The following is a 23,167-nucleotide window of genomic DNA, read 5'->3' as shown; positions in this document are numbered from 1 at the left end:
GACCGATCGGCCATCCATTCTGGTCGATGCTTAAACTGTGGCCATCGGCTGACCAGAAGGATCAATCCATGGCAGCGATTCCGCTTACCGCAGACGCTATCCGGAGCGTCAAACAGACACTTCGTCAGCGTTTCCCGAAGGACAAATCGTCGCACCTGTCCGAAGCCTTGGCTTCTGCCTTGCGCTTCAAGACCAATATCGCGCTCGTCAAGGCGGTTCGGCACGAGGATGTCGCCGATCCCGATTATCGCCTGCTCGAAGAGCAGCCCTTTCTCGAGCGTCTCGGCCAGCTTGCGAACCGCCCGATGACGTCGGCCGACCGCTGGCTGAATTTTGACAATCTGCGTTACCCCGAGCCGGCACCGATCATTCGGACGCGCTCGGCCGGGTGGCGCCGCACCGACTATTCGAAGTCGAAGCGGCGTCGGGCCTGGCGCAACGCACTGGTCGCCGCGATCAACGAAGCGATCCGGCGTCGGCTGTTCACGATCAAGCCCGGCGACAATCGCTGGCCCGGCGCGGCGCGCGATGCGGTCGGACATTCGGCGCCGTGCGTCTTCGCGTTCGAGATCGCCGACATCCCCGCTGTCGCCTCGGTGCAGGATGGCGGGCATGACGAGCTCTCCATCCATGTCGCGCTCTGGCCGACCGACCAAGCTGCGCGGTGGGTTGCGAGCCTGAACGCCAATTTCCTCGCCGGCGACCTTTGGGCGACCGGCTGGCTCGAGCGGCAAGACGGGGCTTGGCTGCAGGTCAGCAAGGCGCTGCGTGGAAACAGCTTCTCCTGCCGGAACCATCGGCTCGACGAGGCCGCGGCGATCGAGGTTGCGCCGCTCGGCTTCGCCGACCGCGGCAGCTTCAAATTTTGAAAATGGATCATCGGTGCGGCTGATCTAATCGCGTCCGCCGGGCGAATGCGCGAGCAGTTCGTAAAGCTGGCGCCCGGTGCGAAAGCATTCGGGCGCCTTGCTCGCGTCCTGATGGTTCTTTGCCCCTCGCTTCGGACACGGTGCTGTGTAGATGGTTCTTGTGAAATAACTCGCTTGGCCGCGCGTTGTACACTGGCGGATTGGTTTCGCCGACTTTGCACCAGTGCTGTCGGCGAAGCTCTTCAGGATCATCTGCGGGATATAGTGATGGCGCTTCGACGTGGACAAAGGTCAGTTCTTCCTCAGCCGTCTCTCGCGGTTGACGACCGGCGTCCGACAGCATGCCGGTCGCCGATCCCGAGGATTCACATGTTAGCGCAATCCGAGGTGTGCACACGCACCCGCGGCGGCTCACCGTCCGATTCCAGATCGCGGTTGTCATATTTGCGCGAGGCCGCAGCAAAGATCGTGCCCCAGCCATAGTCGTCGATCGCTTCCTGCGATGCAGCAACCACGACGGCACGATCCTCCTCGTCCTTGGCCCGGGCATTGACGCCAGTATCGGTCGGTACGCGGACTCCAGTGTCGGTAAGGGGCATTCTCATTCTCCTTCAATGTTGGAGCGAACATTTTCCGTGCCATATTTTGCGGATGACAGGACTGCTGCCTATATAGTGACAAGAAGCAGGGACGAAACGCCATGTTGCAGATAAACAGCGGAAAACTCTTCACATCGGACGAAATCCGCACGAATAACCTGACCGGTGTTCTTTATTCGAATGCCAGAATATATTCGGACAAGGTCTGCGAGACCGAAGCCGGCACGATCCGCTCGGCAGATTCCGGTCACGATGTTTCGTCAATCCTGTACGAGCTGATCGAGCAGCTTGAAGGTCCTGTGGTTCCCGGCGCGCTCATTTCTCAAACGGTCAAACCATTTTTGATCGATTTCGCCGTCGTCGCGTCGTTCGCGCTCAATGTCGTGGTCGATCCGACCCAAACGGTGGTGCAGAACCTCACCAATGGTCGTCCGGGCTTTTCGTCGAGTGGGAAACCCAGCGACTTTGTGGCGCGCTTTTTCGATCCCCAGGTTGCGCTCCAACCGACCGAGCTTGACCAACTTGCCGACTTCGTCCGCGATCTGCTCGCGCTCAAACGGACTCATTTCCGCGGCGCGATGCGCGCCATGCGGACATATGTGGCGGGGCTCCACGCGATCCCCGGTGATCCTGGACTTGGCTATACGCTGCTGGTGTCTGCCGCCGAGTTGCTCGCGCAGGATTTTGACGGACATGTGACGGGCTGGCACCTTGTTGAGGAGGGCAAGCGGACGGCGATCGACAAAGCGCTCGCCCGCGCCGCCCATTCGACACGTGAAGCCGTCCGAAATGCCATCCTCGCCTCCGAACATGTCTCGATCGGCAGGCGCTACCGCGCGTTCATTCTCGCACAGATCGGCGACGATTTTTTTCGCCGCGACGAAGATGGTATCCATATCGCACGCTTCGAACTCGAAGAGGCGCTCCGCCACGCCTACGAACTTCGCTCGGCCTATGTGCACCTGAGCAAGAGCCTGCCAGATCCGCTGCTCATGCCGTTCGGACGAAGCGAGCGAACGACGAGCGAACGTCGGCCGGCGCTGACCTTTCAGGGCTTGAGCCGCCTGACACGCGAGGCCATTTTCGCGTTCGTTCGTGGTGGCCCAAAGGTCGAACGCGAGGTCTATGACTATCGCCGCGAGAGATATGGCGTGCGAACGGCGCAAGTGGCCCCGCAGCATTGGATATTCCTCCCCATCACCGATGCGCAGGAAAGCCGTTTCCGTCTTGAGGGGCTCCTCAGTCTCGCGGCAATTTGCGACGTCGGCGAGCCCGGCGCGGCCTTTGTCGATATGCGCCCGGCGCTTGCCGACGCTGAGCGACTGCTCCGGCGCGCGCGCAAGGCCGACCGGGCCGCCCTACTCGGCCTGCATTTCCTATACAATATGCAAGTCGCCGAGGAATATCGCACGCCGGGCTATTCGGCGTTCCGCGACAAGCATTTCGCGGGCTTAAACGTTCCGTCCGTTCTGGCGATGGTTGTTGCAACTGTCGCCGGCCTCGATTTCACGAATGACCTGGAGGAACATCGGGGGCTGGTTGAGCGCTATTTTGTCGAGCGGGTGCGCCCGAAGGGACTGCACGCCCCCCGATTGTATGAAACGGCGCTCTGGCTCGTTCTCGCTGAGCGCTACCGGACTGCGGGGGACATTGCGCAAGCGCGTTCAGCGATCGCCGCGGCGGTCGAGACCTATCCGGGGAAGGCGGCGCTAAGGAGGTTCGAAAGCGATTTCGATGGCGCGGTGCCGATCATCTGGCGCGACATTCTTTGCCGCAAGCCCGACGTTGCCGAGGCTGACGATACCAGCGCGTAAGTGACGGGCCACCACGATCATCTGCTTGGGAGCAAGTCGGGGCGGACGCCGGCGTTGGGCCGGGCTAGGGACAGACGATGAGCTTGACGATTTTCTGCGACGAGTCGGGACACACCGGCCCTAACCTTCTGGCGGCCGACCAACGGCTCTTTACCTTTTCGGCGTCGGCGGTTGACGATGCCGAGGCGTATGAGATCCTCGCCGAAGCGCGCGCGAAGTTTCCGGTGCAAATGCCCGAACTCAAGGCCAACGCGCTGTTGAAGACCGACAAAGGCGTCGACCTGATCCATTTCGTGCTCGACAAGGCGAAGGGGCGTTTTCGGGCGGTCGCCTATGACAAGCTCCTCGCCCTGGCGGGAAAGTTGTTCGAATATATCTATGAGCCGGTGCTCCAAGACAATCCGGGGATCGTGTATCAGAAGGACCTGCATCGCTTCGTCGCGATGTATTGCTACATCTTTTTCGACGACGACTTGGGCGGGACGGCCCTTCGCGAATTCGAGCGCTATATGCGGACGCTCGATCCGGCATCGGCGCCCTTTCTGTTCGATCCTCCGGCACTGCGGGCAGGGGAGACGGGCCACCCTTTTGCGATGGTCCCGACATTCTCCCGCGCATGTCGCGAGCTGATCGTCGCCGACAATCTCCAAGCCCAAACGATGCTGCCCGACGAAGGGAAGTGGCTGTTGGACCTTGCCGTGTCGTCGCTGTGGAGCCTTCTTCTCGAGTGGAGCCCGGTGGGTGAGGACATTCGCGTGATCTGCGACGACAGCAAGCCCTTGCGCGCGCAGGCGGAGAGTTTCTCGGAGCAGAAGCTGGCTTTTGCGCTCGAGCGCGCCACAGCCCTTATGCCCGATCGCAAGCGTCGGGGCTTCAAGCTTGCCGAACCCGTGGCGTTCCGCGATTCCCGCGCGCACCCGGGACTGCAGATCGCCGATCTCGTGGCGGGCAGTCTGAGCAAGGTGCTGGCCGAGATGATGCTGAAAGACCGGCCGCCGCGCGAGGATCTTGCGCCAATCGCCGAACTCGTCCTTCCCGCGATGAGCAGCCAGTCGGTACTGCCCGACGAGAGCCTAGTGGATTTGAACAGCAGTCCTGCCGCAGTGAACTGGTCGGTTCTGCAATATCTCGCCGACGAGGCGGTCGCGGGTCGCAACCCGCGCCGCGGCCTCGAAGACTGGTATCATGGCGCTGAAGTCAGCTACGCGCGCGGCGACTTCAAGGCGATCCAGAGCGATTGAGCGCGATCACCGAAAATCGCGCGGTTTGACCTTGATGCCCTAGGTAGGCCCGCCGGGGATAATCCCCGACCCCAGCCGCAAGTCGGGGATAAAGATATCGCGCGCGCCCCGCTCGGCGGGATCGCGCGGGTCGGAACCCGTGCAACGCTTGACGACATCGGTGCGGCTTGCGCGATAGATGTCGGCGATCCCCCCGCGCGATCCAACTCTCGCGAGCATCGCCGACAGATCGTTGAGCCGCTGGGCGATGATATGAATGACCGGGCTCTCGCGCTGGTGCACGCGCAGCGACAAGCGGTCGCGCAGTAAGCCGTAGGATCCGAAGCCCTCAATCTGGCTGAAGGCCTTTTCGGCAAATTCGGGTTCATAGCCGCGCGTGGTCATGCCGTTGATCAGCTTGTCCTCGAAAAGGCTGAAGCAAATGTCGGCTTTCGGGCGCAAGTCCCGGTGCCGGTTACGTCCAAGATGAGGCGCAAAGCCGACATTCGACTGGACTAGTGCCAGCGAACGAGCATTGCTGTTTCCGCGGCCGCGCCGGTGGGTGCTGGCCGCACGCCTCGCCCTGACGGGGCTTTGGGTGGTGGGCCCGGCGTGGTGCCGGGATCCGATCAAGGAGACCGCCCATGACCAAGAACACCCCGCGCGCGAACCGCGCAGCTTCCGCTCCCGCACCGACCGCGACCGAACGGCCGCAGACGAAGGCCGAGCGGCTGCTCGCTATGCTCCGCGCCCCCGCCGGCGCCAGCGTCGAAGAGGTAGCCGAGGCGCTGGGCTGGCAGCATCACACGGTTCGCGCCGCAATCACCGGCGTGCGCAAGAAGGGCCATGAGGTTGTCCGGCAGAAGCAGGGCAGCGTCACGACCTATCGGATCGAAGCTTGAGCGCCGGTGAGGATGAGGTGGCAGCACTCGGCGCGATGTCGAACGCCGATTTGAAGCGCGAGTGGGAGCGGGTGCAGCAAGCACCCGCTCCGCCGATCGCTCCGAGCCTCCTCGCGCGCGACCTCGCCCATCGCGTGCAGCTCGCCGCAGCAGGGGGCATGGATCGCGGCCTCGAACAGCGGCTACGCAAGCTGGTCGCTTCCCACGCGGATGTCCCCGGAACCGGCGGCCGCGCTGCTGCGCCTTCCTCCCTCGCAGGCGGAACCCAGCTGCTGCGCGAGTGGGGCGGTCGGACGCACCGCGTGATCGCCGAGCCCGACGGCAGCTTCCTTTACGCGGGCGAGCGATGGCGATCGCTCTCGGCGATTGCCCGCGCCATCACCGGAACACGCTGGTCGGGGCCGCGCTTCTTCGGGACCGGCGGATGAAGAAGCTGCGCTGCGCCATCTATACGCGGAAGTCGACCGAGGAAGGCCTCGACATGGACTTCAACAGCCTCGACGCCCAGCGCGAGGCTTGCGAGGCCTATGTGACGAGCCAGCGTTCGGAAGGCTGGACGCTGGTTCCCACCGCTTATGACGATGGCGGCGTCTCCGGCGGAACCATGGAGCGCCCCGCGCTCCAGCGGCTGTTATGCGACGTGCGCGCAGGCAAGGTTGATGTCATCGTCGTCTACAAGGTCGATCGCCTGACGCGCGCGCTGTCGGACTTCGCGAAGATCGTCGATGTCCTCGACGCGGCGGGCGCCTCCTTCGTCAGCGTGACCCAGGCGTTCAACACCACGACCAGCATGGGCCGGCTGACCCTCAACGTCCTCCTGTCGTTCGCGCAGTTCGAGCGCGAGGTGATTGCCGAACGCGTCCGCGACAAGGTCGCGCAGTCGAAGGCACGCGGCATCTGGATGGGCGGCGTCGTGCCGCTCGGCTATGATGTAGAGGATCGCAAGCTGATGCCGAACGCCGTAGAAGCCGCAACCGTCGTCCACATCTTCCGATCCTATCTCGATCAGCCTTCGGTGCGGGCCCTCAAGTTAGTGCTCGACGCGCAGGGCGTCCGGACCAAGATCCAGCAAGGGAAGTCGGGACCACGCGGCGGCGTGCCCTTCTCGCGCGGTGCGCTATACTGGCTCCTCTCCAACCCCATCTACATCGGCAAGCTGCGCCACAAGGACAAGGTCCATGAGGGGCAGCATGAAGCGATCATATCCACCGATCTGTGGGACGCGGTGCAAGCGAAGCTAGCAGCCTCCACCGCCGAACGTGCAAACGCCATCGTCCCGAACGGCATCGCGCTGCTCACCGGGATGATCCGCGACGCCGACGACCGTCCGATGTCGCCGTCGTTCACGGTCAAGCAGGGTCGCCGCTACCATTATTATGTATCGAGCATCAGCAAGGACATCGACCGTGAGGTACCCAGCAAGCCAGCCGCCCCGGTCGCGCGGATCGCGGCACGGTCGATCGAGACGGCAGCCCGCGACGCCGTCCGCGAACTGCTGCGCGATCCGGCACGCATCGCCGGGCTCGATGATCGCGCCGGGGCCGCGGTCACAAGCGCCCGGATCGACACCGCCGCGGAGCTTGCCCGGCAGGTCGGGCCTCACGCCGACCATGGTGCGCGCAATCTCTTCGAGAGACTCGAACTCACGGTCGAGGTCGATCCCGCGCGTGTGGCAGCCAGCCTGTCCGCTCGCGCCTTGATTGCGGCACTGGACCATCTTCCCGAAGGGGGCGATCACGGACCGGATCGCATCGACCTCGTGATCCGCACCGACGTTCAGCGCGGCAAGCGGGGGACGAAGCTCGTTATCGCCGGTCCAGAACCCGAGGGCCGCAAACCAGACGCGCGTCTCGTCAACCTGATCGCCAGGGCGCATCGCGCCCGCTCCGATCTGTTCGGCGATCAGGCGTCACCGAGGGATCGGCACATCGAACGCCTTGCCCGCTTGGCCTATCTGGCACCCGACATCGCCCGCGCGATCCTCGACGGGAATCAGCCCGCCGCACTGACGTCGCGCCGGCTGATGAAGCTCGCTGCCCTGCCGCTCGCCTGGGCCGACCAGCGCCGACTGCTGGGATTTACCTGATCGAATCACCCCTGCGGTGGCCACCGAATTGCGCCGCGGAGACTTGCCGAGACGTTGCGCTGAATTAGCTCGTCGGAACCCCGGTCTCTGACCACGACCGAGCCATAGACCGCGGGAGCGGCCGCAGAACCGCGCCGACTTCACCTGACCAACTATATATAACCGATCTATATCAGCCACTTAGATGTGCGTGGTGCACCCGACAGGATTCGAACCTGTGGCCCCCAGATTAGGAATCTGATGCTCTATCCTGCTGAGCTACGGGTGCGCCGCGGTCCGTTTAGCGGCGGCGGGCGCTCAGCGTCAATCGGCCCATATCCGCTTCGCTCAATTCAAAGCATCGGGCGGCGCGAACGGCACCAGCAACGGCATCGCCGCGATGCCGTCGTCGCGCAGGGCCTGCGCCTCCTCGGGCGAGGTCTGGCCGTGGATCAGGTCGTCCTTCGCGCGGCCTTCGTGCATCGCGCGCGCCGCGTCGGCGAACTCGCGCCCGACCCAGCGCGACTGCGGCAGCATCTCGGCCTGTTTCGCGGCGATCCCCGCCATCACCTTGCGCACCAGTTCGGGCGAAATCTCGGCGGTGTCGTCTTTCGCGCCGGTCGGGGACGGCGGCGCGGCGGACACCGCACCCTGATTCGACTTGGCACCGACACGCGGCGCCATCACCGCTTTGCGGACCTCGCTATCGCCGCAGACCGGGCAGGCGATCAGCCCGCGCGCCTGTTGGTCGGCAAAGCTTTCGCTGCTCTTGAACCAGGCCTCGAACCGGTGGTCGCCGGCGGCGCAGCAAAGATCGAAGACAATCATGTCCGGACCTCAGGCGGTGCCCAGCAACGGGTCGAGCCCACCCCTGGCGTCGAGTGCGGCGAGATCGTCGCTGCCGCCGATATGCCGGCCGTCGATGAAAATCTGCGGCACCGTGCGGCTGCCGCCGGCGCGCTCGACCATCGCGTCGAAACCCTTGCGATCCATCGTCAGGTCGATTTCCTGATAATCGGCGCCCTTGCGGTCGAGCAACGCCTTGGCGCGCGAGCAATAAGGGCAAAAGACTTTCGTAAACACTTCGATCTTGGGCATGCGCCTATCCTGTCATCATCTGGTCTCTGATATCGGAATCCAACGAGGCAAAGTCAAATATGTTGCTCGTCATCAGGGCATCGGGGACGACCCGCGCCCAGCTGAGCGCCGACACCCGCGCCGCACCGCTCCGCCGCAGCGCCTTCGCCGCCGCGCGCAACGTCGCCCCGCTGGCGTGGACATCGTCGATCAGGATCAGGTGACGGCCCACCGCTTTCGCCTTGGCATCGCCCGCCAGCGCGAAAGCCCCCGCGACGATCGTCTCGCGCTCGCGCCGGCTCTTGCCGCGCAGCGACGCGGTTGCCCTGGCGCGCAACAGCAGATGATGGTCGTGCGGCGTCCCGGTCAGCCGGGTCAGTTCGTCGGCAACCAGCGCCGCCTGGTTGAACCCGCGCGACCAGAGCCGCCAGCGATGAAGCGGGATCGGCACCAGCAGCGCATCGCCTTCGCCCGTCAGGCGCGCGAGCGGCCGGGCCATCAACCGCGCCATCAGCCGGGCATGACCGAGACGCCGGCCATATTTGAGCCGCAGCGCCACGGTACGCGCCGCCGGACCATAAGCGACGGCGGCGGGCGCGCCGTCGAAGGGCGGTACCTTCGCAAGGCACGCGCCGCATTGCAAATCGTCGCCCGCCACCGCCGCCGGCAAAGGGATCGAGCAGGAAGCGCAGGCGGGGCCATCGAGAAATTCGAGCGATTGCCAACAGTCGAGGCAGAATTGCCGGTCGTCGGCGACGATGATTCCGCAGGCCGGACAACGCGGCGGCAGCGCATAGTCGATAACCATCCGGCCCGCGTGGCGGAGGCCGCGCAGCAGGCCCGCCGCCCGCGCCGGCGTTTCGCTCTCGACCTGCCCCGCCGCGCTCGCCATGTCCGGCTTGTGAAGCATCGCGCGAAGCGGCACAAGCGCCGCATGTCGCCGCCTCTCGCCCCGCTTTTTTCCTCCGCCCGCCATCGCGCCCAGCGCGACCGGCTCGTGCGCCAGCCCGCCGACGCCAATTTCCTCGCCCCGATCATCGCCGAAACGCTGCTCGACCGGCTGGCGATGGTGACCCGCGATTTTCCGCGCGTGCTGCTGATCGGCGCCCATGATGCGGCGCTCGCGGCGCAACTGCGGGCCACCGGCGCCGAATTGACGATCCTCGAGGCCGGGCGCAGCCTCGCCGCCGCGACCGGCGCGCTCACCGGCGAAGCCGATGCGATCGACCTGCCCTTCGCCAGTTTCGACCTCATCGTCTGGCCCGGCGGGCTCGACAGCGTCAACGACGTGCCCGGCGCGCTCGTCCGGCTGCGCGCGCTGCTCGCGCCCGACGGCTTGCTGCTCGGCGCCTTCGTCGGTGACGGCAGCCTCGCCAGATTGCGACGCGCGGTGATGACCGACGGGGTGCGCTCGGTCGCGCGCCTGCATCCGCAAATCGACCTCGCCGCGATGGGCAATCTGCTCCAGCGCACCGGTTTCACCATGCCCGTGGTCGATGTCGACGCGCTGAGCGTGCGCTATGGCGACTGGTTCGCGCTCGTCCGCGACCTGCGCGCCGCAGGCCTGTCGAGCCGGCTATCCCCTGCGCCGCCGCCGCTGACGCGCGAAGAGGCGGCGCGCATCGCGGTCGCTTTTGCGGGGCAGGCCGACCCCGACGGCCGCGTCGCCGAAAATTTCCGCCTGATCCATTTCAGCGGCTGGGCCCCGCATCCGGACCAGCCCAAGCCGGCCCGGCGGGGCAGCGGCACGGCGTCGCTCGCCGAAGCGCTGAAACCCCGGGATTAGAGGAGCGCCTCGAGCAGTCCGATCAACGGCCGGTCGGCGGGGGGCATGTCGAGGCCGTAAAGTTCGACCGGGCGCACCCAGCGCAGCGCCGTGGCGTGCCGTGCCTCGGGCACCCCCTTCCATTTGCGCAGCGCGTATACGAGCAACAGCAAATGCCGGTCCCCCAGCGGTTCGCTCGCGAAACAGGCGGGCGCGAGGCACGCATGATCGACCTCGATCCCCAACTCCTCCGCAAGTTCGCGGATCAGCGCCGCCTCCGGGGTTTCGCCGGGTTCGATCTTGCCGCCCGGAAACTCCCACAATCCCGCCATCGCCGTGCCGGGCGGGCGTTGTTGCACCAGCACGCGCCCATCGCGATCGACCATCGCCGCAGCGACCACAATGAGACAGTTTTCAGCGGTTTTTATCGATGACGGTGAGGACAAATTATTAACCCTGATGTGCGAAATCCGGAATCCTCGGGAACTCTAGGACCAGAATCCCCGAATTGCACGGCTGAGGTTTACGAAGATTTGTTCAGGGCTATGGCGCGAAGCAGGCACGGACCAGTGCCATCGTTCGCACCGCAAACCGGCCAAGAACAAGGCGGCCCCGCAATTTGGGAGGACTGATCCTGGCAATAGGCAGGGGCAGAACAATGACCAGAATTGCCAGGCTGCTGCGGTCAACCAGCGCCGCCACGGCCGTCGAATATGGGCTGATCCTGGCCCTCATCTTCATCGCCGCGATGAGCGCGATCAGCTCGGTGGGATCGTCGACCATCGGCATGTGGAACAATGTGTCCACCGCCTCCAGCAACGCGATGTAGCTGTCCAGAATTGGGACTGCTCGCCGTTGCCGCAGCGTTCCGCCCATTAAGAAATTCAAAACCAATTAGCCTTAGAACCAATCAGGTTGACCCGACCAGAACGTCAACAGGGTAAGTGACTTATCAGGAGACCAGACATGAAGTTCATCAAAAAGTTCGTCCGCGACACCAAGGCCGCGACCGCCATCGAATACGGCCTGATCGCCGCTCTCATCGCCGTCGCCGGTATCACCGCGATGTCGGCTGTCGGCACCAGCGTCGGCAACACCTTCAACAACGTCGACAGCGCCCTGAAGCAGTAAGCTTCAACGCTGTGACGCCCGCCCCTCCGGGCGGGGCACAAACAGGAAAGGGCGGTGGAGATTCCACCGCCCTTTTTTGTGTCCGCCGGCGCCAGGCGCGCGGCGCGCCGCCTTACCGGCTGGCGTAGACGACGATCTTGACCTTCTGCCCCGGCGTCAGCCGGCTTTCGGCGGTCAGACGGTTGAGCACCTGGAACCGCTCGGTCTGGTAATTGCTGTACGCCATGCGCCGCGCCATCGTCGCGACCGTATCGCCCCGCGCGACCGTCACCACATCGATGCGGCGCGGTTTGATCGCCGCCGCTTCGGCCGTGCTCAGCCGCCGGACGCTGTTGTACATCGGATCGAACACCCCGCCGCCGCCGGCCTTGGTCAGCGCCACGAAGTGAAAGGCGCTGCTCCGCGAAAATTCATAGGCAAAGATGGTGACATCGACCGCGCCCGACTGGGTGTTGGCGCGCGCGGTCGACGTATAGGCCGGAATGCCGTTCACCGTCGTGCGCTGGACCGCGCTGGGACTGAGCGCCGTGTCGCCCGCGACCGCTTTGAACGCGGCGGCCATATAGGCGTTCATGTCGCCATTATAGGCGGCGGTGGTGAACTGCGCCTGGCCGCCGTTGCCGCTGATCGTCACCGCGCTTGCCCCATTCTGCATGCCATAGCCGGTCGGCACCGCGAATTTCAGCTTGAGGTCGGGGTGGAGGAATTCATTGCCCTCGACCACGCCCTGCGCCGGATCGTCGCCATAGAGCACGCCGTCGACCGAGGTCAGGAACGCCTCCGCATTGCGCAGGCCGCCGGTACCGGCGCGACCCGCAAGCACTTGCGCGTTGCGCACGCGCGAAGCGGGATCGGGGTGGGTGCTCGCCCATTCGGGCAAAGCGCGCGCGTCGCCGCCCGACAGGCGCGCCTCGAGATTGGTCTGGTTGGCGAGACTGGCGAGCACGGTCGACAGCGCGAGCGGGTCATATCCCGCCTTGCGCAGATATTGCACGCCGAGCTGGTCGGCTTCCAGTTCCTGGCTGCGCGAGAATCCCAGCGTCGCAAGCTGCGCCACTTTCATGGCGTTGTTCTGCAGCAACCCGCCCAGTCCGCCGAGCAGTCCGCCATTGTCGCCGATCGCGCCGCCGAGCACCCCGGCGAGGACCCCGAGAATCGAATTGCGCGTCGCCGCCGACTGGCGCTTCTTGCTGTGCTGCGCCGCGACATGGCCCACTTCGTGACCGAGCACGCCGGCGAGTTCGGCCTCGTCATTCATCAACGCCATCAGCTGCCGCGTGACATAAATATAGCCGCCGGGAATCGCGAAAGCGTTATTGACCGGCGAATTGAGCAGCGTGACGGTGAAATCGCTGCGCGCATTCGACAGCCCCGATTGCACCGCAATATTCTGTCCGACCCGCGCGACATAGGTTGCCTGCGGACCCGAATAGGCGCCGCCGAATTCCTGCACCAGCTCGGGATGCGCTTCGCTGCCCTGCTTGCGCTCGCTCGCGGTGATCGCGGTCGCCGTTTTGATCGTTTTGGTCTTCGTCTTGGCATCGGCGACGCCGCCTACCGTGATCGCCGTCGCCAGCAGCGCCGCAATTGCCAATTTTGTCCGGGCCATATGTGCCTCCCTTGGTCCTCGTCCGTCCGCCTCAACCCTTAGCGGCGCGCAACAAGACGCGCCATGAACATCGGGCTCATGCGATTGACAGGGAAAACGTCGGCCGGGCGATCCGGTTCCGACAAGAAAGATGCTAAGCGCGGCCCATGGCGAGGAATTTTTCCTCGCGCGCGGCCAATATCGCGTCGCGCGACAGTCCCGACAGCGCGTCGAGTTCTTCGGCGATCGCATCGCCCAGCGCCTTGATCGCAATCTCGGGCGCCCGATGCGCGCCGCCGACGGGCTCGGGGACGATGCGGTCGATGATCTTCAGCGCCAGCAGGTCCTCGGGCGTCATTTTCATCGCCGCCGCCGCGTCGGCGGCCTTGTCGGCGGTGCGCCACAGGATCGACGCGCAGCCCTCGGGCGAGATCACCGAATAGACGGCATGTTCGAACATCAGCACGCGGTTCGCCGCAGCGATGGCGATCGCACCGCCCGATCCGCCTTCGCCGACCACCGTCGCGACCATCGGCACCCCAAGCGCGAGGCATTGTTCGGTCGAACGCGCGATCGCCTCGGCCTGGCCGCGTTCCTCGGCCTGGATGCCCGGGAAGGCGCCCGAGGTATCAACGAGCGTCACCACCGGCAGCCCGAAGCGGTCGGCAAGCTGCATCAGGCGGATCGCCTTGCGATAGCCCTCGGGTTTGCCCATGCCGAAATTATGCTTCATGCGCGACGGAATATCGTCGCCCTTTTCATGGCCGATCACCATCACGCGGCGGCCACGAAAACGCGCCAATCCGCCCAGAATCGCCTGATCATCGCCGAAATTGCGATCGCCGGCGAGCGGCATCCAGTCGTCGAACAGCCCCGCGACATAATGTTTGAAATGCGGGCGATCGGGGTGGCGGGCGACCTGCGTCTTTTGCCAGGGCGTCAGCTTCGCATAGATATCGCGGAGCATCTTCGAGGATTTATCCTCGAGCCGCGCAATATCATTGTCGATATTGAGCGACGGATCGTCGCCCATTTCGCGCAATTCGGCAATCTGGCGATCGAGCGCCGCGACCTGTTTTTCGAAGTCCAGAAAGGCTGTCATGGCGGGAGTCGCTAGGACGAAGGCGGCGCAAGGTCAACGTCCGCCGTTTCCGCACCCTGCCCCACACCCATATGCGCCAGCGGATGCCGCCGGTTGACCAGCTCGACGAGGCGCCGGCTGTCGACATGGGTGTAGATTTCGGTCGTCGCGATATCGGCGTGGCCGAGCATCAGTTGCAAGGCGCGCAAATCGGCGCCGCCTTCGAGCAGGTGCGTTGCAAAGGCGTGGCGCAGCACATGCGGGCTGACCGCGCCCGGGTCGATCCCCGCGCGGCCCGCGAGGTCGCGCAGCATCTGGAACAGGCGCACCCGCGAAATATGGCTCTTTCCCGAAGGAAACAGCCAGAGCGACCCGTCGGTCAACAACGGCAGCCAGCGATCGAGCGCCTCGCGCGCGCGTTCCGACAAGGGCGCCAGTCGTTCCTTGTCGCCCTTGCCGCGAACGATCAGATAGAGCCGCTCGCCCGCGATCGCGCGGCGCGGCAGCGACACCAGCTCGCTCGCGCGCAGCCCCGAACCATAGAGCAATTCGAGCAGCAACAGCATCCGCACGGCGGCGGTCGGCGGCGCTTCGCCTTCGGCCTCTTCGCCCGCCTGCGCAAACAGCCGCCCGACGTCGTCATGGGTCAGGATGCGCGGCAGGGGGCGCCGCGTCGTCGGCCGCGCCAGCGCCTGCGCCGGGTCGTCGCCCCGCTCGCCCTCGTCGCGCAGAAAGGCGTAAAATTGCCGCAGCGCCGACAGTTTGCGCGCCGCGCTGCTCGCCGCAAGCGATTGATATCCCGCCATGACCTTGCGCAGCGCGTCGGTGTCGGCGACTGTCAAGCCGCGCGGGGCCAGCCCCGCCGCCTGTTCCAGATCGCGGCGATAGGCGGCCAGCGTATTGCGCGCCGCGCCGCGCTCGGCGGCCATCATTTCGAGGAAACGGTCGATCAGCGCGGCGTCGCTGTCGCGCATCTCAGACCCGGACCAAGGCCTCGGCCGCGATCATCCGCGCCTCCGACGCCAACCCGACCTCGCGCAGCGCCTTGACGATGTGATACAAATGATAAGGCGGCATCGTCGACCAATCACCCTGCATCCCGGTCGCCGCGAGCAGGGCGACCATACCGGGCTCGCCGCGCGCGGCCGCGTCCGAAATCGCGCGCGTCCAGCGCGTCTGCTTGCCGAGGTTGACGTCGAGGTCGCTCGCCGCCGAAGCCGCCTGCCCGCTGTCGATGCGGCCGAGACCGGCGAGCCCCGCGAGCAGCAGCTTGCTGCGCTGATAATCGGCGCTGTCGTCATTGCCCGAAAAGTTCGATACCGCGCTCGCTGTCGTGCCGTTGAGCGCGCGCGGCGATCCGACCGCGAGCACGCCCCAGGCGCGGCTGCCGACATTGACCGTCGGCACCCAGTCGATCGCGCGATTGTCGTAACCGCCCGCGAACATCGCCCCGATCAGCTGCCAGGGGTCGTCGCCGACATCGGTGCCGACCGGCAAGGCCGCGGCCGCCCGTGCGGTCGCGATCATCGCGGCATAGCGGTCGATCGGATTCGTCCCCCGGCCCCACAGGCCTTGCATCGCGGTATAGCGGTCGGCGCCGCTGGCCGCGCCAAAGGCCCCTTGCAACAGGTCCGCCTGCGCGGTCAGGTTTTCGGACGGATCGTCCCCGCTCGCCGCCGCGCTGAGCAACGACACATAAGCCTCGCTCGACAGCACCCCGCGTGCGGCGGCGTCGGGTGCGGCCGCAACACGATCGGCCATGTCGCTCATCGGCGCGAGCACCGTCCAGGCACGCATCGCGGGGGTGGATGCGGCGCGCAAAGGCGCTGGAATCGGCGTCGCGGTCGCGGTCGCCATCCCGAATCGCCAACTCGTCAATTTGTCGATCTTGTCCCACTGGATGGTGATCGAGCGCCCGCCGGCGCCGCTCGCACCGAGTACGCGTTCGGCGAGCAATATGTCGAAGTTCGATACCTTGCCGCTCGACCGCACCCGGCTCATCGCCCAGCCGGCGGGGCCGGCCTCGCCCGAAAGGCCGGCGCAGATGCCGGCGGCAAGCCGCCAGCTCTGCTCGTCGCCATGCGCCAGGCCGGCGGGAACATAAGGGCAGAGACCCGCCGGATCGGCGTTGGCGAGGAACACCTGCTGCGCGGTCGCGACGAGGCGCGGGCTGGCGCGGTCATAATCGACCGACTGAACGATCGAGCGCGCGACATTAGCCTCGCCCATGCGCAGCAACAGTCCGGCGCGATCGGCGGCGAGGTCGGCGCCATTGATCGTGTCGGGGGTGTCGATCGCCGAGGCGAGCGAGCGCCGCAGCAGGATCGCGCCCCAGCGCGAGGCGAGCGGCCCGCGCGTCGCGCGCATGATCGCGGCGGCATATTGGCCGCGCACACCGAAGGCGTCGGGGGCGAGCCCGCCGGTCTCCGGCGTCAGCGGGCCGATGCGGGCGAGCAGGCGCCGGGCGCCCGGCGGCAGGTCATATTTCAGCGTGCCGGGCTCGACCTCTTCGCCGTCGTCGGTTTCTTCGTCGTCGGTCGCGGCGGTGTCGGTACCGGGCAGCGTCGCCGTGACCGTCGGCGCGGTCGGTGCGGTCGATTTTGGCGTCGAAGACGGCGTCGGCGTCGCGGTCGGCGCGGGGGTCGGCGACGGACTCGGCGTCGGGGCCGGATTGCCGAAACCTTCGGGCAGCAGCGATTCCTGCGCCAACGCGGGCAGCACGAGTATGGCGGCGATGGCGGCGCCCGACAGGCCCAGCGTCAGCGACAGCAGTTTTTTGTTCATCGCGGCGCGCCTTCGGCAATCTTGTCGGTCACATCCACCTCAATCATTCGCGGTTCGATCGGTCGGCCCAGGAAAATCAGCAACAGCCAGAACGCCAGCAGGAGCAACAGGACCACGACCAATCGTCCGATCCAGCGGCCTTTCCCCGATCTGTCCTGCCTGCGCAATATCCAATGCCACCCTCTGCTCGCTGGAACGCCGTTTTGCGCGCCGCAGCAAAACCATTGTCCCGCGCGGTTCAGCGGGTATAGCCGCGCCCAGCATGACGCGAAACCCGAAAAGCCCGGCCCCGATCGCCTCGGGGCCCCTGTCCGCGGCGATCCGCGAACGGCCGATCGTGCTTGTCGGGCTGATGGGCTCGGGCAAGTCGACGATCGGCCGCCGCCTCGCGTCGCGGCTCGGCATGCGCTTCGCCGACGCCGACGACGAAATCGAGCGCGCGGCGGGCATGACGATTTCGGAGATTTTTGCGCGCTTCGGTGAAGCGCCGTTCCGCGACGGCGAACGGCGGGTGATCGCGCGCCTGCTCACCGGCCAACCGCTCGTCCTCGCAACCGGCGGCGGCGCCTTTATGAACGACGACACCCGCGCGCTCATCAAACAAAGCAGCCTGTCGATCTGGCTCGACGCCGATATCGCGACGCTGGTCGAGCGTGTCGGGCGCCGCCACCACCGCCCCTTGCTCAAGGATCGCGACCCCGGCGAGGTGCTGCGCGAGCTCGCGGCGGTCCGCAACCCCGTCTATGCCGAGGCGCATATCCGCGTCAGCTCGGCGTCGAGCCCGCACGACTATACGGTGCGGGCGATCATGGAGGCCCTGTCAAAGTGGGACAATCCGCAATGGAACGCCTGACCGTCGATCTCGGCAGCCGCAGCTATCCGATCCTGATCGGCGACGGGCTGATCCGCGACATCGGCGCGCATGTCGCGCCGCTGCTGAAGCGCCCGCGCACGATGATCGTCACCGACGAACATGTCGCGCAACATTATCTGATGCCCGTGGGCGCTTCGCTCGGCGCCGAGGGGATCAGCTTTTCGTCGCTGGTCCTGCCGCCGGGCGAAGCGACGAAGAGCTGGGACGGACTCGCGCGCCTGACCGAATGGCTGATCAGCGAAGGCGTCGAGCGCGGCGACCATGTGATTGCCCTAGGGGGAGGCGTGATCGGCGATCTCGTCGGCTTCGCGTGCAGCATCGTCAAGCGCGGCTGCCATTTCATCCAGGTCCCGACCACCCTGCTCGCCCAGGTCGACAGCAGCGTCGGCGGCAAGACCGCGATCAACGTGCCTGCGGGCAAGAATCTGATCGGCGCCTTCCACCAGCCCGCGCTGGTCGTCATCGACCCGACGACACTCGCCACGCTGCCGCGCCGCGAACTCGGCGCGGGCTATGCCGAGGTCGTCAAATATGGGCTGATCGACGACGCCGATTTCTTCGCCTGGTGCGAGGATCATGGCGCGGCGCTGCTCGCCGGCGACAGCGCCGCGCGGCACCGGGCCATCGCGCACAGCGTCGCCGCCAAGGCGCGTATCGTCGCCGCCGACGAGCGCGAAACGCAGGACGTCCGCGCCTTGCTCAACCTCGGCCACAGCTTCGGCCACGCGCTCGAGGCCGAGACCGGCTATTCGGACCGGCTGCTCCACGGCGAGGCGGTCGCCGCGGGCATGGTCCTCGCGCATTCATTCTCCGCCGCAAACGGTCTTTGCACCGCCGCCGACGCCGACCGCGTCCGCGCCCATCTCGCCAGCGTCGACCTGCCGCACAGCCTCGCCAGCGCGGGCGTGAACAGCGACGGCGCGACGCTCGCCGCGCATATGGCGCATGACAAGAAGGTACGCGGGGGCAAGCTGCCTTTGATCCTGACGCGGGGAATCGGGCAGTCGTTCGTCACCGACGCCTATGGGCTCGACAAGGTCGCGGCGTTTCTGGACGGCGTCGAAACCGTTTAAAAGGCGGCGTCGCCTTCGGCCTCTTCGCGCGCCAGCTTCGCCGCGCGGCGCGTCTCGCGCAATTTTTCGAGGATGCTCCTTCCCTCGCGGCTGCCGCCCGGCTGGAACCGGTGGTCCATCCCCGCCGCGATGTCGCCATCGGCGAGCTGCGCACCCAGCCGCACTTGGTCGAGGTGGCGCAGCGCCGCTTCGACATCCTCGATCTCGCGCCGGTCGATGTCGAGCTGCTCGAGCGCCATCAACCCCAAAGCGATCGAGCTTTCGAACACCTCGCGCACCGCGCCCGACGCCCCCGCGCCGTCGATCGCCAGCAACTGGCGGCGGTCGAACACGCGCGTCAATATCCTGGCATTGGGGAAGGCCTCGACCACCGGGCGCAGCGCTTCGGCGTCGACGCTGCGGTCATCGATGCAATAGACGATCAGCTTGACGTCATCCGCCCCCGCGCGGCGCAGCAGGTCGAGCCGCAGCCCGTCGCCGAAATAGACTTTGGTGTCGAAGCGCTCGGACAGCTCGATCTGGCTCGGCTTCTTGTCGATCAGCGTCACCGAACAATCGACCGCGTGCAGCATCTGCGCGACAATCTGCCCAAAACGCCCATAGCCGATCACCAGCGCCGCACCGCGCGGCGCATCTTCGGGGCCGGCAAGGTCCTTCGCATCGCGGTCGGGCGCAAATTCCAGGTTGCGCGCGAACAGCATCAGGAACGGCGTCGATACCATCGACAGCGTCACCACCGCGCTGAACAGGCTCGCCGCCTCGGGCGCGATGAGTAGCGCGTCGGAGGCCTGGGTGAACAGCAGAAAACCGAATTCGCCGCCCTGGCTGAGCAGCAGCCCAAGGCCGAGCGCCGCTTTCCACGACATTCCATACATCCGCGCGATGCCGGTGAGTATGCCGACCTTCACCACGACCAGCCCCGCCGCGAGGCCGAGGACGAGCCAAGGCCGCTCCATCACCGCGCCGACGTCGAGCACCATGCCGACCGCGAGGAAAAACAGGCCGAGCAGGACGAGGCGGAAGGGCTCGACATCGGCCTCGATCTCGTGCCGGTACGGCGAATCGGCGAGCATCACGCCCGCGATGAAGGCGCCGAGCGCGGTCGACAGGTGCAGGCTGTGCATGAACGCCGCGCTCGCCAGCACGACAAGCAGGCCTACCACCACGAACAATTCGCGCTCGCCATAGCGCCCGACAAGCCGCAGCAACGGGTTGACGACAAAGCGCCCGACGAGGACCAGCGCGACGATCGCGCCCACGGTATACAGCCCCATCTGCCACCCCGGCGGCGCCGACGGATCGGCGGGCGCGCGCGACAGCGCGGCGACGATGGTGATCATCGGCACGATCGCCAGATCCTGGAACAACAGGATCGAAAAGGCCTTTTCACCGAAGGGCGAGTTGATCGTCCCCGATGATTTGAGGCTGGGCAGCACCTGCGCGGTCGAGGAGAGCGCGAGCGGCAGCCCCAGCGCGAGCGCCGCCTGCCAGCTGAACCCCAAAGTCGCGAGAATCAGCGCGGTGAGGACCAGTCCGCTCACCACGACCTGCGCCATGCCGAGACCGAAAATTGCGCGGCGCAGTTCCCACAAGCGCCGCGGATGGAGTTCGAGGCCGACGAGGAACAGCAGGAAGGCGATGCCGAGTTCGGCAAAAGCAAGCTTCGATTCGCCGCCGCCGACGAGACCGAGCCCGTGCGGGCCGACGAGCGCCCCCGCGATCAGATAACCGAGCACCGCGCCGAGCCCGAGGCGGCGAAACAGCATCACGAACACCGTCGCAACCCCGAGCAGGATCGCCCCCTCCAGCAACATCGTGTCGGTCGCCACACCGCCCGCTTTTTCGGCCACGACGTTCGACGCGGCGGTCGCGAGCGCCAACAGGCTCATGCGCCCACCCCCTGCGGCTCGAACGCCGCGATCGCGGCATCAAAGGGCAACAGGATCGCGCCGTGCCGCGCCGGATAATCTTTCGCCGGGGCGAGCAGGTCGAACCCCGGCCAGTCGGGCCGATCGCCGCTGCCGCCGAACCAGCCGGCGATGGCGGCGCGTGCGGCGCGGATCTCGTCGATACTGCGCCCCGTCGCATGGCGCGCGAGCAGCGCCGCCGACGCCTGTCCCAATGCACAGGCTTCGACATGCAGGCCGATCGCGATCACCCGGTCCGCATCGTCGGTGTCGAGATCGAGGATGATCCGGCTGCCACAGAGCGGCGCACGCAGCGAAGCGTGATAGCGCGCATCGGGCAGCGGCAGAAACTCGGCCGTCGCGACCGCGAGCGACAATATGTCGCGATTATAGAGCGGCGCGCTCATTTCGCGCCCGCGGTGGACGCGTCCTTATTGCCCTTGGCTTCGGCCTCGCGCGCGGCGGCGCGGCGGTCGGCGATCACCTTGCTCATTGCCGCGCTCGTCGCGTTGAGCGCGGGATAGGTGCGGCTGTCGGTCATCCACGCCGGACGCTGCGCATTGCCATAACCAATGTCGTACAGCAACGTGACGAGCAGGAAGCCGATCGAGGCGATCAGCAGGCCCTTCACCGCACCGAATCCTGCTCCCAACCCGCGGTCGAAACCGCCGACGAGCGAGGCGCGACTGCGCTTGCCCATCGCGCGCGATCCCCATTTGGCCGCCGCGAACACGCCGCCGAACACGATCACGAACGCCAGAACCGCAGCGCCCCCCTGGGTCCCGACCCAGCCGCTGACCAGTCCCGTCACCATGCCGTGAAACAGGCGCACGGCAACGATCGCGAGGACCCACGCCAACAGGGTCGTGACCTCCTGCACCAGCCCGCGCGAAAAACCGAGCACCGCGCCGCCGCCGACCAGCACGAGCACGACGATATCCAAAGCCGTCAAACTTCCCATATGCCGGTCGCTAGTCGCGCCCGAGCATCAGGTCAACGAGTTCGCCGAGCCGGGTGAAACCGGTGACCGAAATCCCGCCAACGCCCTTCATCCCCTTCGGACCCCAGGCGGTCGAAAAACCGAGCTTCGCCGCCTCGCGCAGCCGCAAGCCGTCATGCGCGACGGGGCGCACCTCGCCCGACAGCGACAATTCGCCGAAGACGATCGCGTCGGCGGGCACCGGCCGCTCGCTGAACGCCGAAATCAGCGCCGCTGCGACCGCCATGTCGGCCGCCGGATCGGTCAGCCGATAGCCGCCCGCGATGTTGAGATAGACCTCGCACGCCCCCATCTGCAGCCCGCAGCGCGCCTCCAGCACCGCGAGCACCATCGCGAGCCGCCCGCTGTCCCAGCCGACCACGGCGCGGCGCGGCGTCGCCCCGCTCGCGAGCCGCACGGTCAGCGCCTGCACCTCGACCAGCACCGGCCGCGTGCCTTCGAGCGCCGGGAACACCACCGATCCCGGCACGTCGCGGCTGCGGTCGGTCAGGAACAGGCTCGACGGGTTGGCGACCTCGCCCAGCCCGCCCTCGCCCATCGCGAACACCCCGATCTCGTCGGTCCCGCCAAAGCGGTTCTTGACCGCCCGCAGGATGCGATATTGGTGGCTGCGCTCGCCCTCAAACGCCAGCACCGTGTCGACCATATGTTCGAGTACGCGCGGGCCCGCGATCGTCCCGTCCTTGGTGACATGGCCGACGAGCACCAGCGCGGCGCCGCTGTCCTTGGCGAAACGGATCAGTTCCTGTGCCGAGGCGCGCACCTGGCTCACGGTGCCCGGCGCGCCTTCGATCAGGTCGCTGTGCATCGTCTGGATCGAATCGATGACGATGAAATCGGGGTCGCTGCCCCCGCCGAGCGTCGCGAGGATATCGCGGACCGACGTCGCGCTGGCGAGCGCCACCGGCGCCTTGCCGAGCCCCAGCCGCTGCGCGCGCAGCCGCACCTGTGCGGTCGCTTCCTCGCCGCTGATATAGACCACCGACTTGCCCGCGAGCGCGAGCCGCCCCGCCGCCTGCAACAGCAAAGTCGATTTACCGATCCCCGGGTCGCCGCCGATCAGCGTCGCGGACCCCGCGACGAAGCCGCCGCCGAGCGCGCGGTCGAACTCGGCGATGCCGCACAGCATCCGCTCGGGCATGATGCTGTGCGCGTCCAGCGTTTCGAGCGCCAGTGTGCGTCCGCCCTTCGACAGGTCGTGCTTCGCCGAAAAGGCACTTTCGCCAGCTTCCTCGACCAGCGTGTTCCATTCGCCGCAATCAGCGCATTGCCCTTGCCAGCGGTATGTCACCGCGCCGCAATTCTGGCAGACATATTGGCGTTTCGCTTTGGCCATGATTGGCGCATAATCGGAACAAAGATGGAACGCCAGCGCTTTCCCGCCACCGTCACCCCGGACTTGATCCGGGGTCCCGCTT

The 23,167-nt window shown here is 66.3% G+C and carries 26 protein-coding genes and 1 tRNA gene; 11 read left to right on the top strand and 16 right to left on the bottom strand.

Annotated features, from left to right (window positions below; genetic code table 11):
* The first annotated feature begins 68 nt into the window (after positions 1-68).
* Positions 69-869: a hypothetical protein gene (locus ACREB7_RS08125; protein WP_431591775.1), complete on the top strand. Its 801-nt coding sequence runs from the start codon at positions 69-71 to the stop codon at positions 867-869.
* A 365-nt stretch (positions 870-1,234) separates the two neighbouring features.
* Here the strand turns inward: ACREB7_RS08125 and ACREB7_RS08120 are convergent, their stop codons facing one another.
* Positions 1,235-1,468 (bottom strand): hypothetical protein, encoded by a 234-nt coding sequence (locus ACREB7_RS08120; RefSeq protein WP_431591774.1) that lies wholly within the window; start codon positions 1,466-1,468, stop codon positions 1,235-1,237.
* Between the two features lie 101 nt (positions 1,469-1,569).
* Between ACREB7_RS08120 and ACREB7_RS08115 the strand changes: the two genes are divergently transcribed.
* Both ACREB7_RS08115 and ACREB7_RS08110 read left to right on the top strand, forming a co-directional pair.
* Positions 1,570-3,282 carry a hypothetical protein gene (locus tag ACREB7_RS08115; RefSeq protein WP_431591773.1) on the top strand — a complete coding sequence of 571 codons (1,713 nt, stop codon included), beginning with the start codon at positions 1,570-1,572 and terminating at the stop codon, positions 3,280-3,282.
* 77 nt (positions 3,283-3,359) lie between these two features.
* Positions 3,360-4,523, top strand: a complete 1,164-nt coding sequence (locus tag ACREB7_RS08110) for a DUF3800 domain-containing protein (protein WP_431591772.1) — start codon at positions 3,360-3,362, stop codon at positions 4,521-4,523.
* A gap of 39 nt (positions 4,524-4,562) precedes the next feature.
* Here the strand turns inward: ACREB7_RS08110 and ACREB7_RS08105 are convergent, their stop codons facing one another.
* Positions 4,563-5,135 carry a hypothetical protein gene (locus ACREB7_RS08105; protein WP_431591771.1) on the bottom strand — a complete coding sequence of 191 codons (573 nt, stop codon included), beginning with the start codon at positions 5,133-5,135 and terminating at the stop codon, positions 4,563-4,565.
* Between the two features lie 11 nt (positions 5,136-5,146).
* On the opposite strand from ACREB7_RS08105, the gene ACREB7_RS08100 reads away from it, so the two are divergent.
* The 3 genes from ACREB7_RS08100 to ACREB7_RS08090 are packed head-to-tail and all read left to right on the top strand — an operon-like array spanning position 5,147 to position 7,490.
* Complete coding sequence (locus tag ACREB7_RS08100; RefSeq protein WP_431591770.1) at positions 5,147-5,404, top strand: DUF3489 domain-containing protein; 258 nt, start codon at positions 5,147-5,149, stop codon at positions 5,402-5,404.
* A complete protein-coding gene (locus ACREB7_RS08095; RefSeq protein ID WP_431591769.1) occupies positions 5,401-5,832 on the top strand; it encodes a DUF2924 domain-containing protein in 432 nt (143 codons plus the stop codon). The genes ACREB7_RS08100 and ACREB7_RS08095 overlap by 4 nt, the downstream gene beginning before the upstream one ends.
* A complete protein-coding gene (locus ACREB7_RS08090) occupies positions 5,829-7,490 on the top strand; it encodes a recombinase family protein (RefSeq protein ID WP_431591768.1) in 1,662 nt (553 codons plus the stop codon). The genes ACREB7_RS08095 and ACREB7_RS08090 overlap by 4 nt, the downstream gene beginning before the upstream one ends.
* A 191-nt stretch (positions 7,491-7,681) precedes the next feature.
* On the opposite strand, the gene ACREB7_RS08085 is transcribed toward ACREB7_RS08090, so the two are convergent.
* The 4 genes from ACREB7_RS08085 to ACREB7_RS08070 form a co-directional block, all read right to left on the bottom strand.
* Positions 7,682-7,758, bottom strand: a tRNA-Arg gene (locus ACREB7_RS08085).
* Between the two features lie 59 nt (positions 7,759-7,817).
* Positions 7,818-8,297, bottom strand: a complete 480-nt coding sequence (locus tag ACREB7_RS08080; protein WP_431591767.1) for a DUF1178 family protein — start codon at positions 8,295-8,297, stop codon at positions 7,818-7,820.
* Positions 8,298-8,306: 9 nt separating this feature from the next.
* Positions 8,307-8,567 (bottom strand): glutaredoxin 3, encoded by a 261-nt coding sequence (grxC, locus tag ACREB7_RS08075; RefSeq protein WP_431591766.1) that lies wholly within the window; start codon positions 8,565-8,567, stop codon positions 8,307-8,309.
* Positions 8,568-8,571: 4 nt separating this feature from the next.
* On the bottom strand, positions 8,572-9,354 hold the full coding sequence (locus ACREB7_RS08070) for a double zinc ribbon domain-containing protein (protein ID WP_431591790.1): 783 nt from the start codon (positions 9,352-9,354) through the stop codon (positions 8,572-8,574).
* 126 nt (positions 9,355-9,480) lie between these two features.
* On the opposite strand from ACREB7_RS08070, the gene ACREB7_RS08065 reads away from it, so the two are divergent.
* The gene (locus ACREB7_RS08065; RefSeq protein ID WP_431591765.1) at positions 9,481-10,332 is read left to right on the top strand and encodes a methyltransferase domain-containing protein; all 852 of its coding nucleotides are present in this window, start codon (positions 9,481-9,483) and stop codon (positions 10,330-10,332) included.
* Here ACREB7_RS08065 and ACREB7_RS08060 read toward each other — a convergent pair.
* A complete protein-coding gene (locus tag ACREB7_RS08060; protein WP_431591789.1) occupies positions 10,329-10,739 on the bottom strand; it encodes a (deoxy)nucleoside triphosphate pyrophosphohydrolase in 411 nt (136 codons plus the stop codon). The genes ACREB7_RS08065 and ACREB7_RS08060 overlap by 4 nt on opposite strands.
* Before the next feature lie 230 nt (positions 10,740-10,969).
* Between ACREB7_RS08060 and ACREB7_RS08055 the strand changes: the two genes are divergently transcribed.
* Entirely contained in the window at positions 10,970-11,140 is a 171-nt protein-coding gene (locus ACREB7_RS08055; protein ID WP_431591764.1) for a Flp family type IVb pilin, read from the top strand.
* Between the two features lie 137 nt (positions 11,141-11,277).
* On the top strand, positions 11,278-11,442 hold the full coding sequence (locus tag ACREB7_RS08050) for a Flp family type IVb pilin (RefSeq protein WP_431591763.1): 165 nt from the start codon (positions 11,278-11,280) through the stop codon (positions 11,440-11,442).
* 112 nt (positions 11,443-11,554) lie between these two features.
* On the opposite strand, the gene ACREB7_RS08045 is transcribed toward ACREB7_RS08050, so the two are convergent.
* The 5 genes from ACREB7_RS08045 to ACREB7_RS08025 all read right to left on the bottom strand — a co-directional run bounded on the left by ACREB7_RS08045 (position 11,555) and on the right by ACREB7_RS08025 (position 17,017).
* Positions 11,555-13,051, bottom strand: coding sequence for a M48 family metalloprotease (locus ACREB7_RS08045; protein WP_431591762.1), 1,497 nt, complete (start codon positions 13,049-13,051; stop codon positions 11,555-11,557).
* A 133-nt stretch (positions 13,052-13,184) separates the two neighbouring features.
* On the bottom strand, positions 13,185-14,132 hold the full coding sequence (locus ACREB7_RS08040) for an acetyl-CoA carboxylase carboxyltransferase subunit alpha (RefSeq protein WP_431591761.1): 948 nt from the start codon (positions 14,130-14,132) through the stop codon (positions 13,185-13,187).
* Positions 14,133-14,143: 11 nt separating this feature from the next.
* Positions 14,144-15,085, bottom strand: coding sequence for a tyrosine recombinase (locus tag ACREB7_RS08035; RefSeq protein WP_431591760.1), 942 nt, complete (start codon positions 15,083-15,085; stop codon positions 14,144-14,146).
* Position 15,086: 1 nt separating this feature from the next.
* A complete protein-coding gene (locus tag ACREB7_RS08030) occupies positions 15,087-16,895 on the bottom strand; it encodes a hypothetical protein (protein WP_431591759.1) in 1,809 nt (602 codons plus the stop codon).
* Positions 16,892-17,017, bottom strand: coding sequence for a hypothetical protein (locus ACREB7_RS08025; RefSeq protein ID WP_431591758.1), 126 nt, complete (start codon positions 17,015-17,017; stop codon positions 16,892-16,894). Before ACREB7_RS08025 ends, ACREB7_RS08030 begins: the two co-directional genes overlap by 4 nt.
* Positions 17,018-17,157: 140 nt before the next feature.
* On the opposite strand from ACREB7_RS08025, the gene ACREB7_RS08020 reads away from it, so the two are divergent.
* A complete protein-coding gene (locus ACREB7_RS08020) occupies positions 17,158-17,748 on the top strand; it encodes a shikimate kinase (RefSeq protein WP_431591757.1) in 591 nt (196 codons plus the stop codon).
* Positions 17,736-18,842 carry a 3-dehydroquinate synthase gene (gene aroB, locus ACREB7_RS08015; protein WP_431591756.1) on the top strand — a complete coding sequence of 369 codons (1,107 nt, stop codon included), beginning with the start codon at positions 17,736-17,738 and terminating at the stop codon, positions 18,840-18,842. The genes ACREB7_RS08020 and aroB overlap by 13 nt, the downstream gene beginning before the upstream one ends.
* Here aroB and ACREB7_RS08010 read toward each other — a convergent pair.
* From ACREB7_RS08010 to radA, 4 genes are read right to left on the bottom strand one after another with little or no spacing between them, the layout of a single operon-like run.
* The gene (locus ACREB7_RS08010; protein WP_431591755.1) at positions 18,839-20,731 is read right to left on the bottom strand and encodes a cation:proton antiporter; all 1,893 of its coding nucleotides are present in this window, start codon (positions 20,729-20,731) and stop codon (positions 18,839-18,841) included. The two genes, aroB and ACREB7_RS08010, sit on opposite strands and share 4 nt — an antisense overlap.
* Positions 20,728-21,156 (bottom strand): iron-sulfur cluster assembly scaffold protein, encoded by a 429-nt coding sequence (locus tag ACREB7_RS08005; protein ID WP_431591754.1) that lies wholly within the window; start codon positions 21,154-21,156, stop codon positions 20,728-20,730. Before ACREB7_RS08005 ends, ACREB7_RS08010 begins: the two co-directional genes overlap by 4 nt.
* Complete coding sequence (locus ACREB7_RS08000) at positions 21,153-21,710, bottom strand: CvpA family protein (protein WP_431591753.1); 558 nt, start codon at positions 21,708-21,710, stop codon at positions 21,153-21,155. The genes ACREB7_RS08005 and ACREB7_RS08000 overlap by 4 nt, the downstream gene beginning before the upstream one ends.
* A gap of 10 nt (positions 21,711-21,720) precedes the next feature.
* Positions 21,721-23,085 carry a DNA repair protein RadA gene (gene radA / locus ACREB7_RS07995; RefSeq protein WP_431591752.1) on the bottom strand — a complete coding sequence of 455 codons (1,365 nt, stop codon included), beginning with the start codon at positions 23,083-23,085 and terminating at the stop codon, positions 21,721-21,723.
* Between the last annotated feature and the right edge of the window lie 82 nt (positions 23,086-23,167).

It is taken from the genome of Sphingopyxis sp. (genome assembly GCF_050725615.1).
Lineage (GTDB): Bacteria > Pseudomonadota > Alphaproteobacteria > Sphingomonadales > Sphingomonadaceae > Sphingopyxis.
Note: the sequence above shows the minus strand (reverse complement) of the source record. Positions and strands in the feature narration are given on the sequence as shown.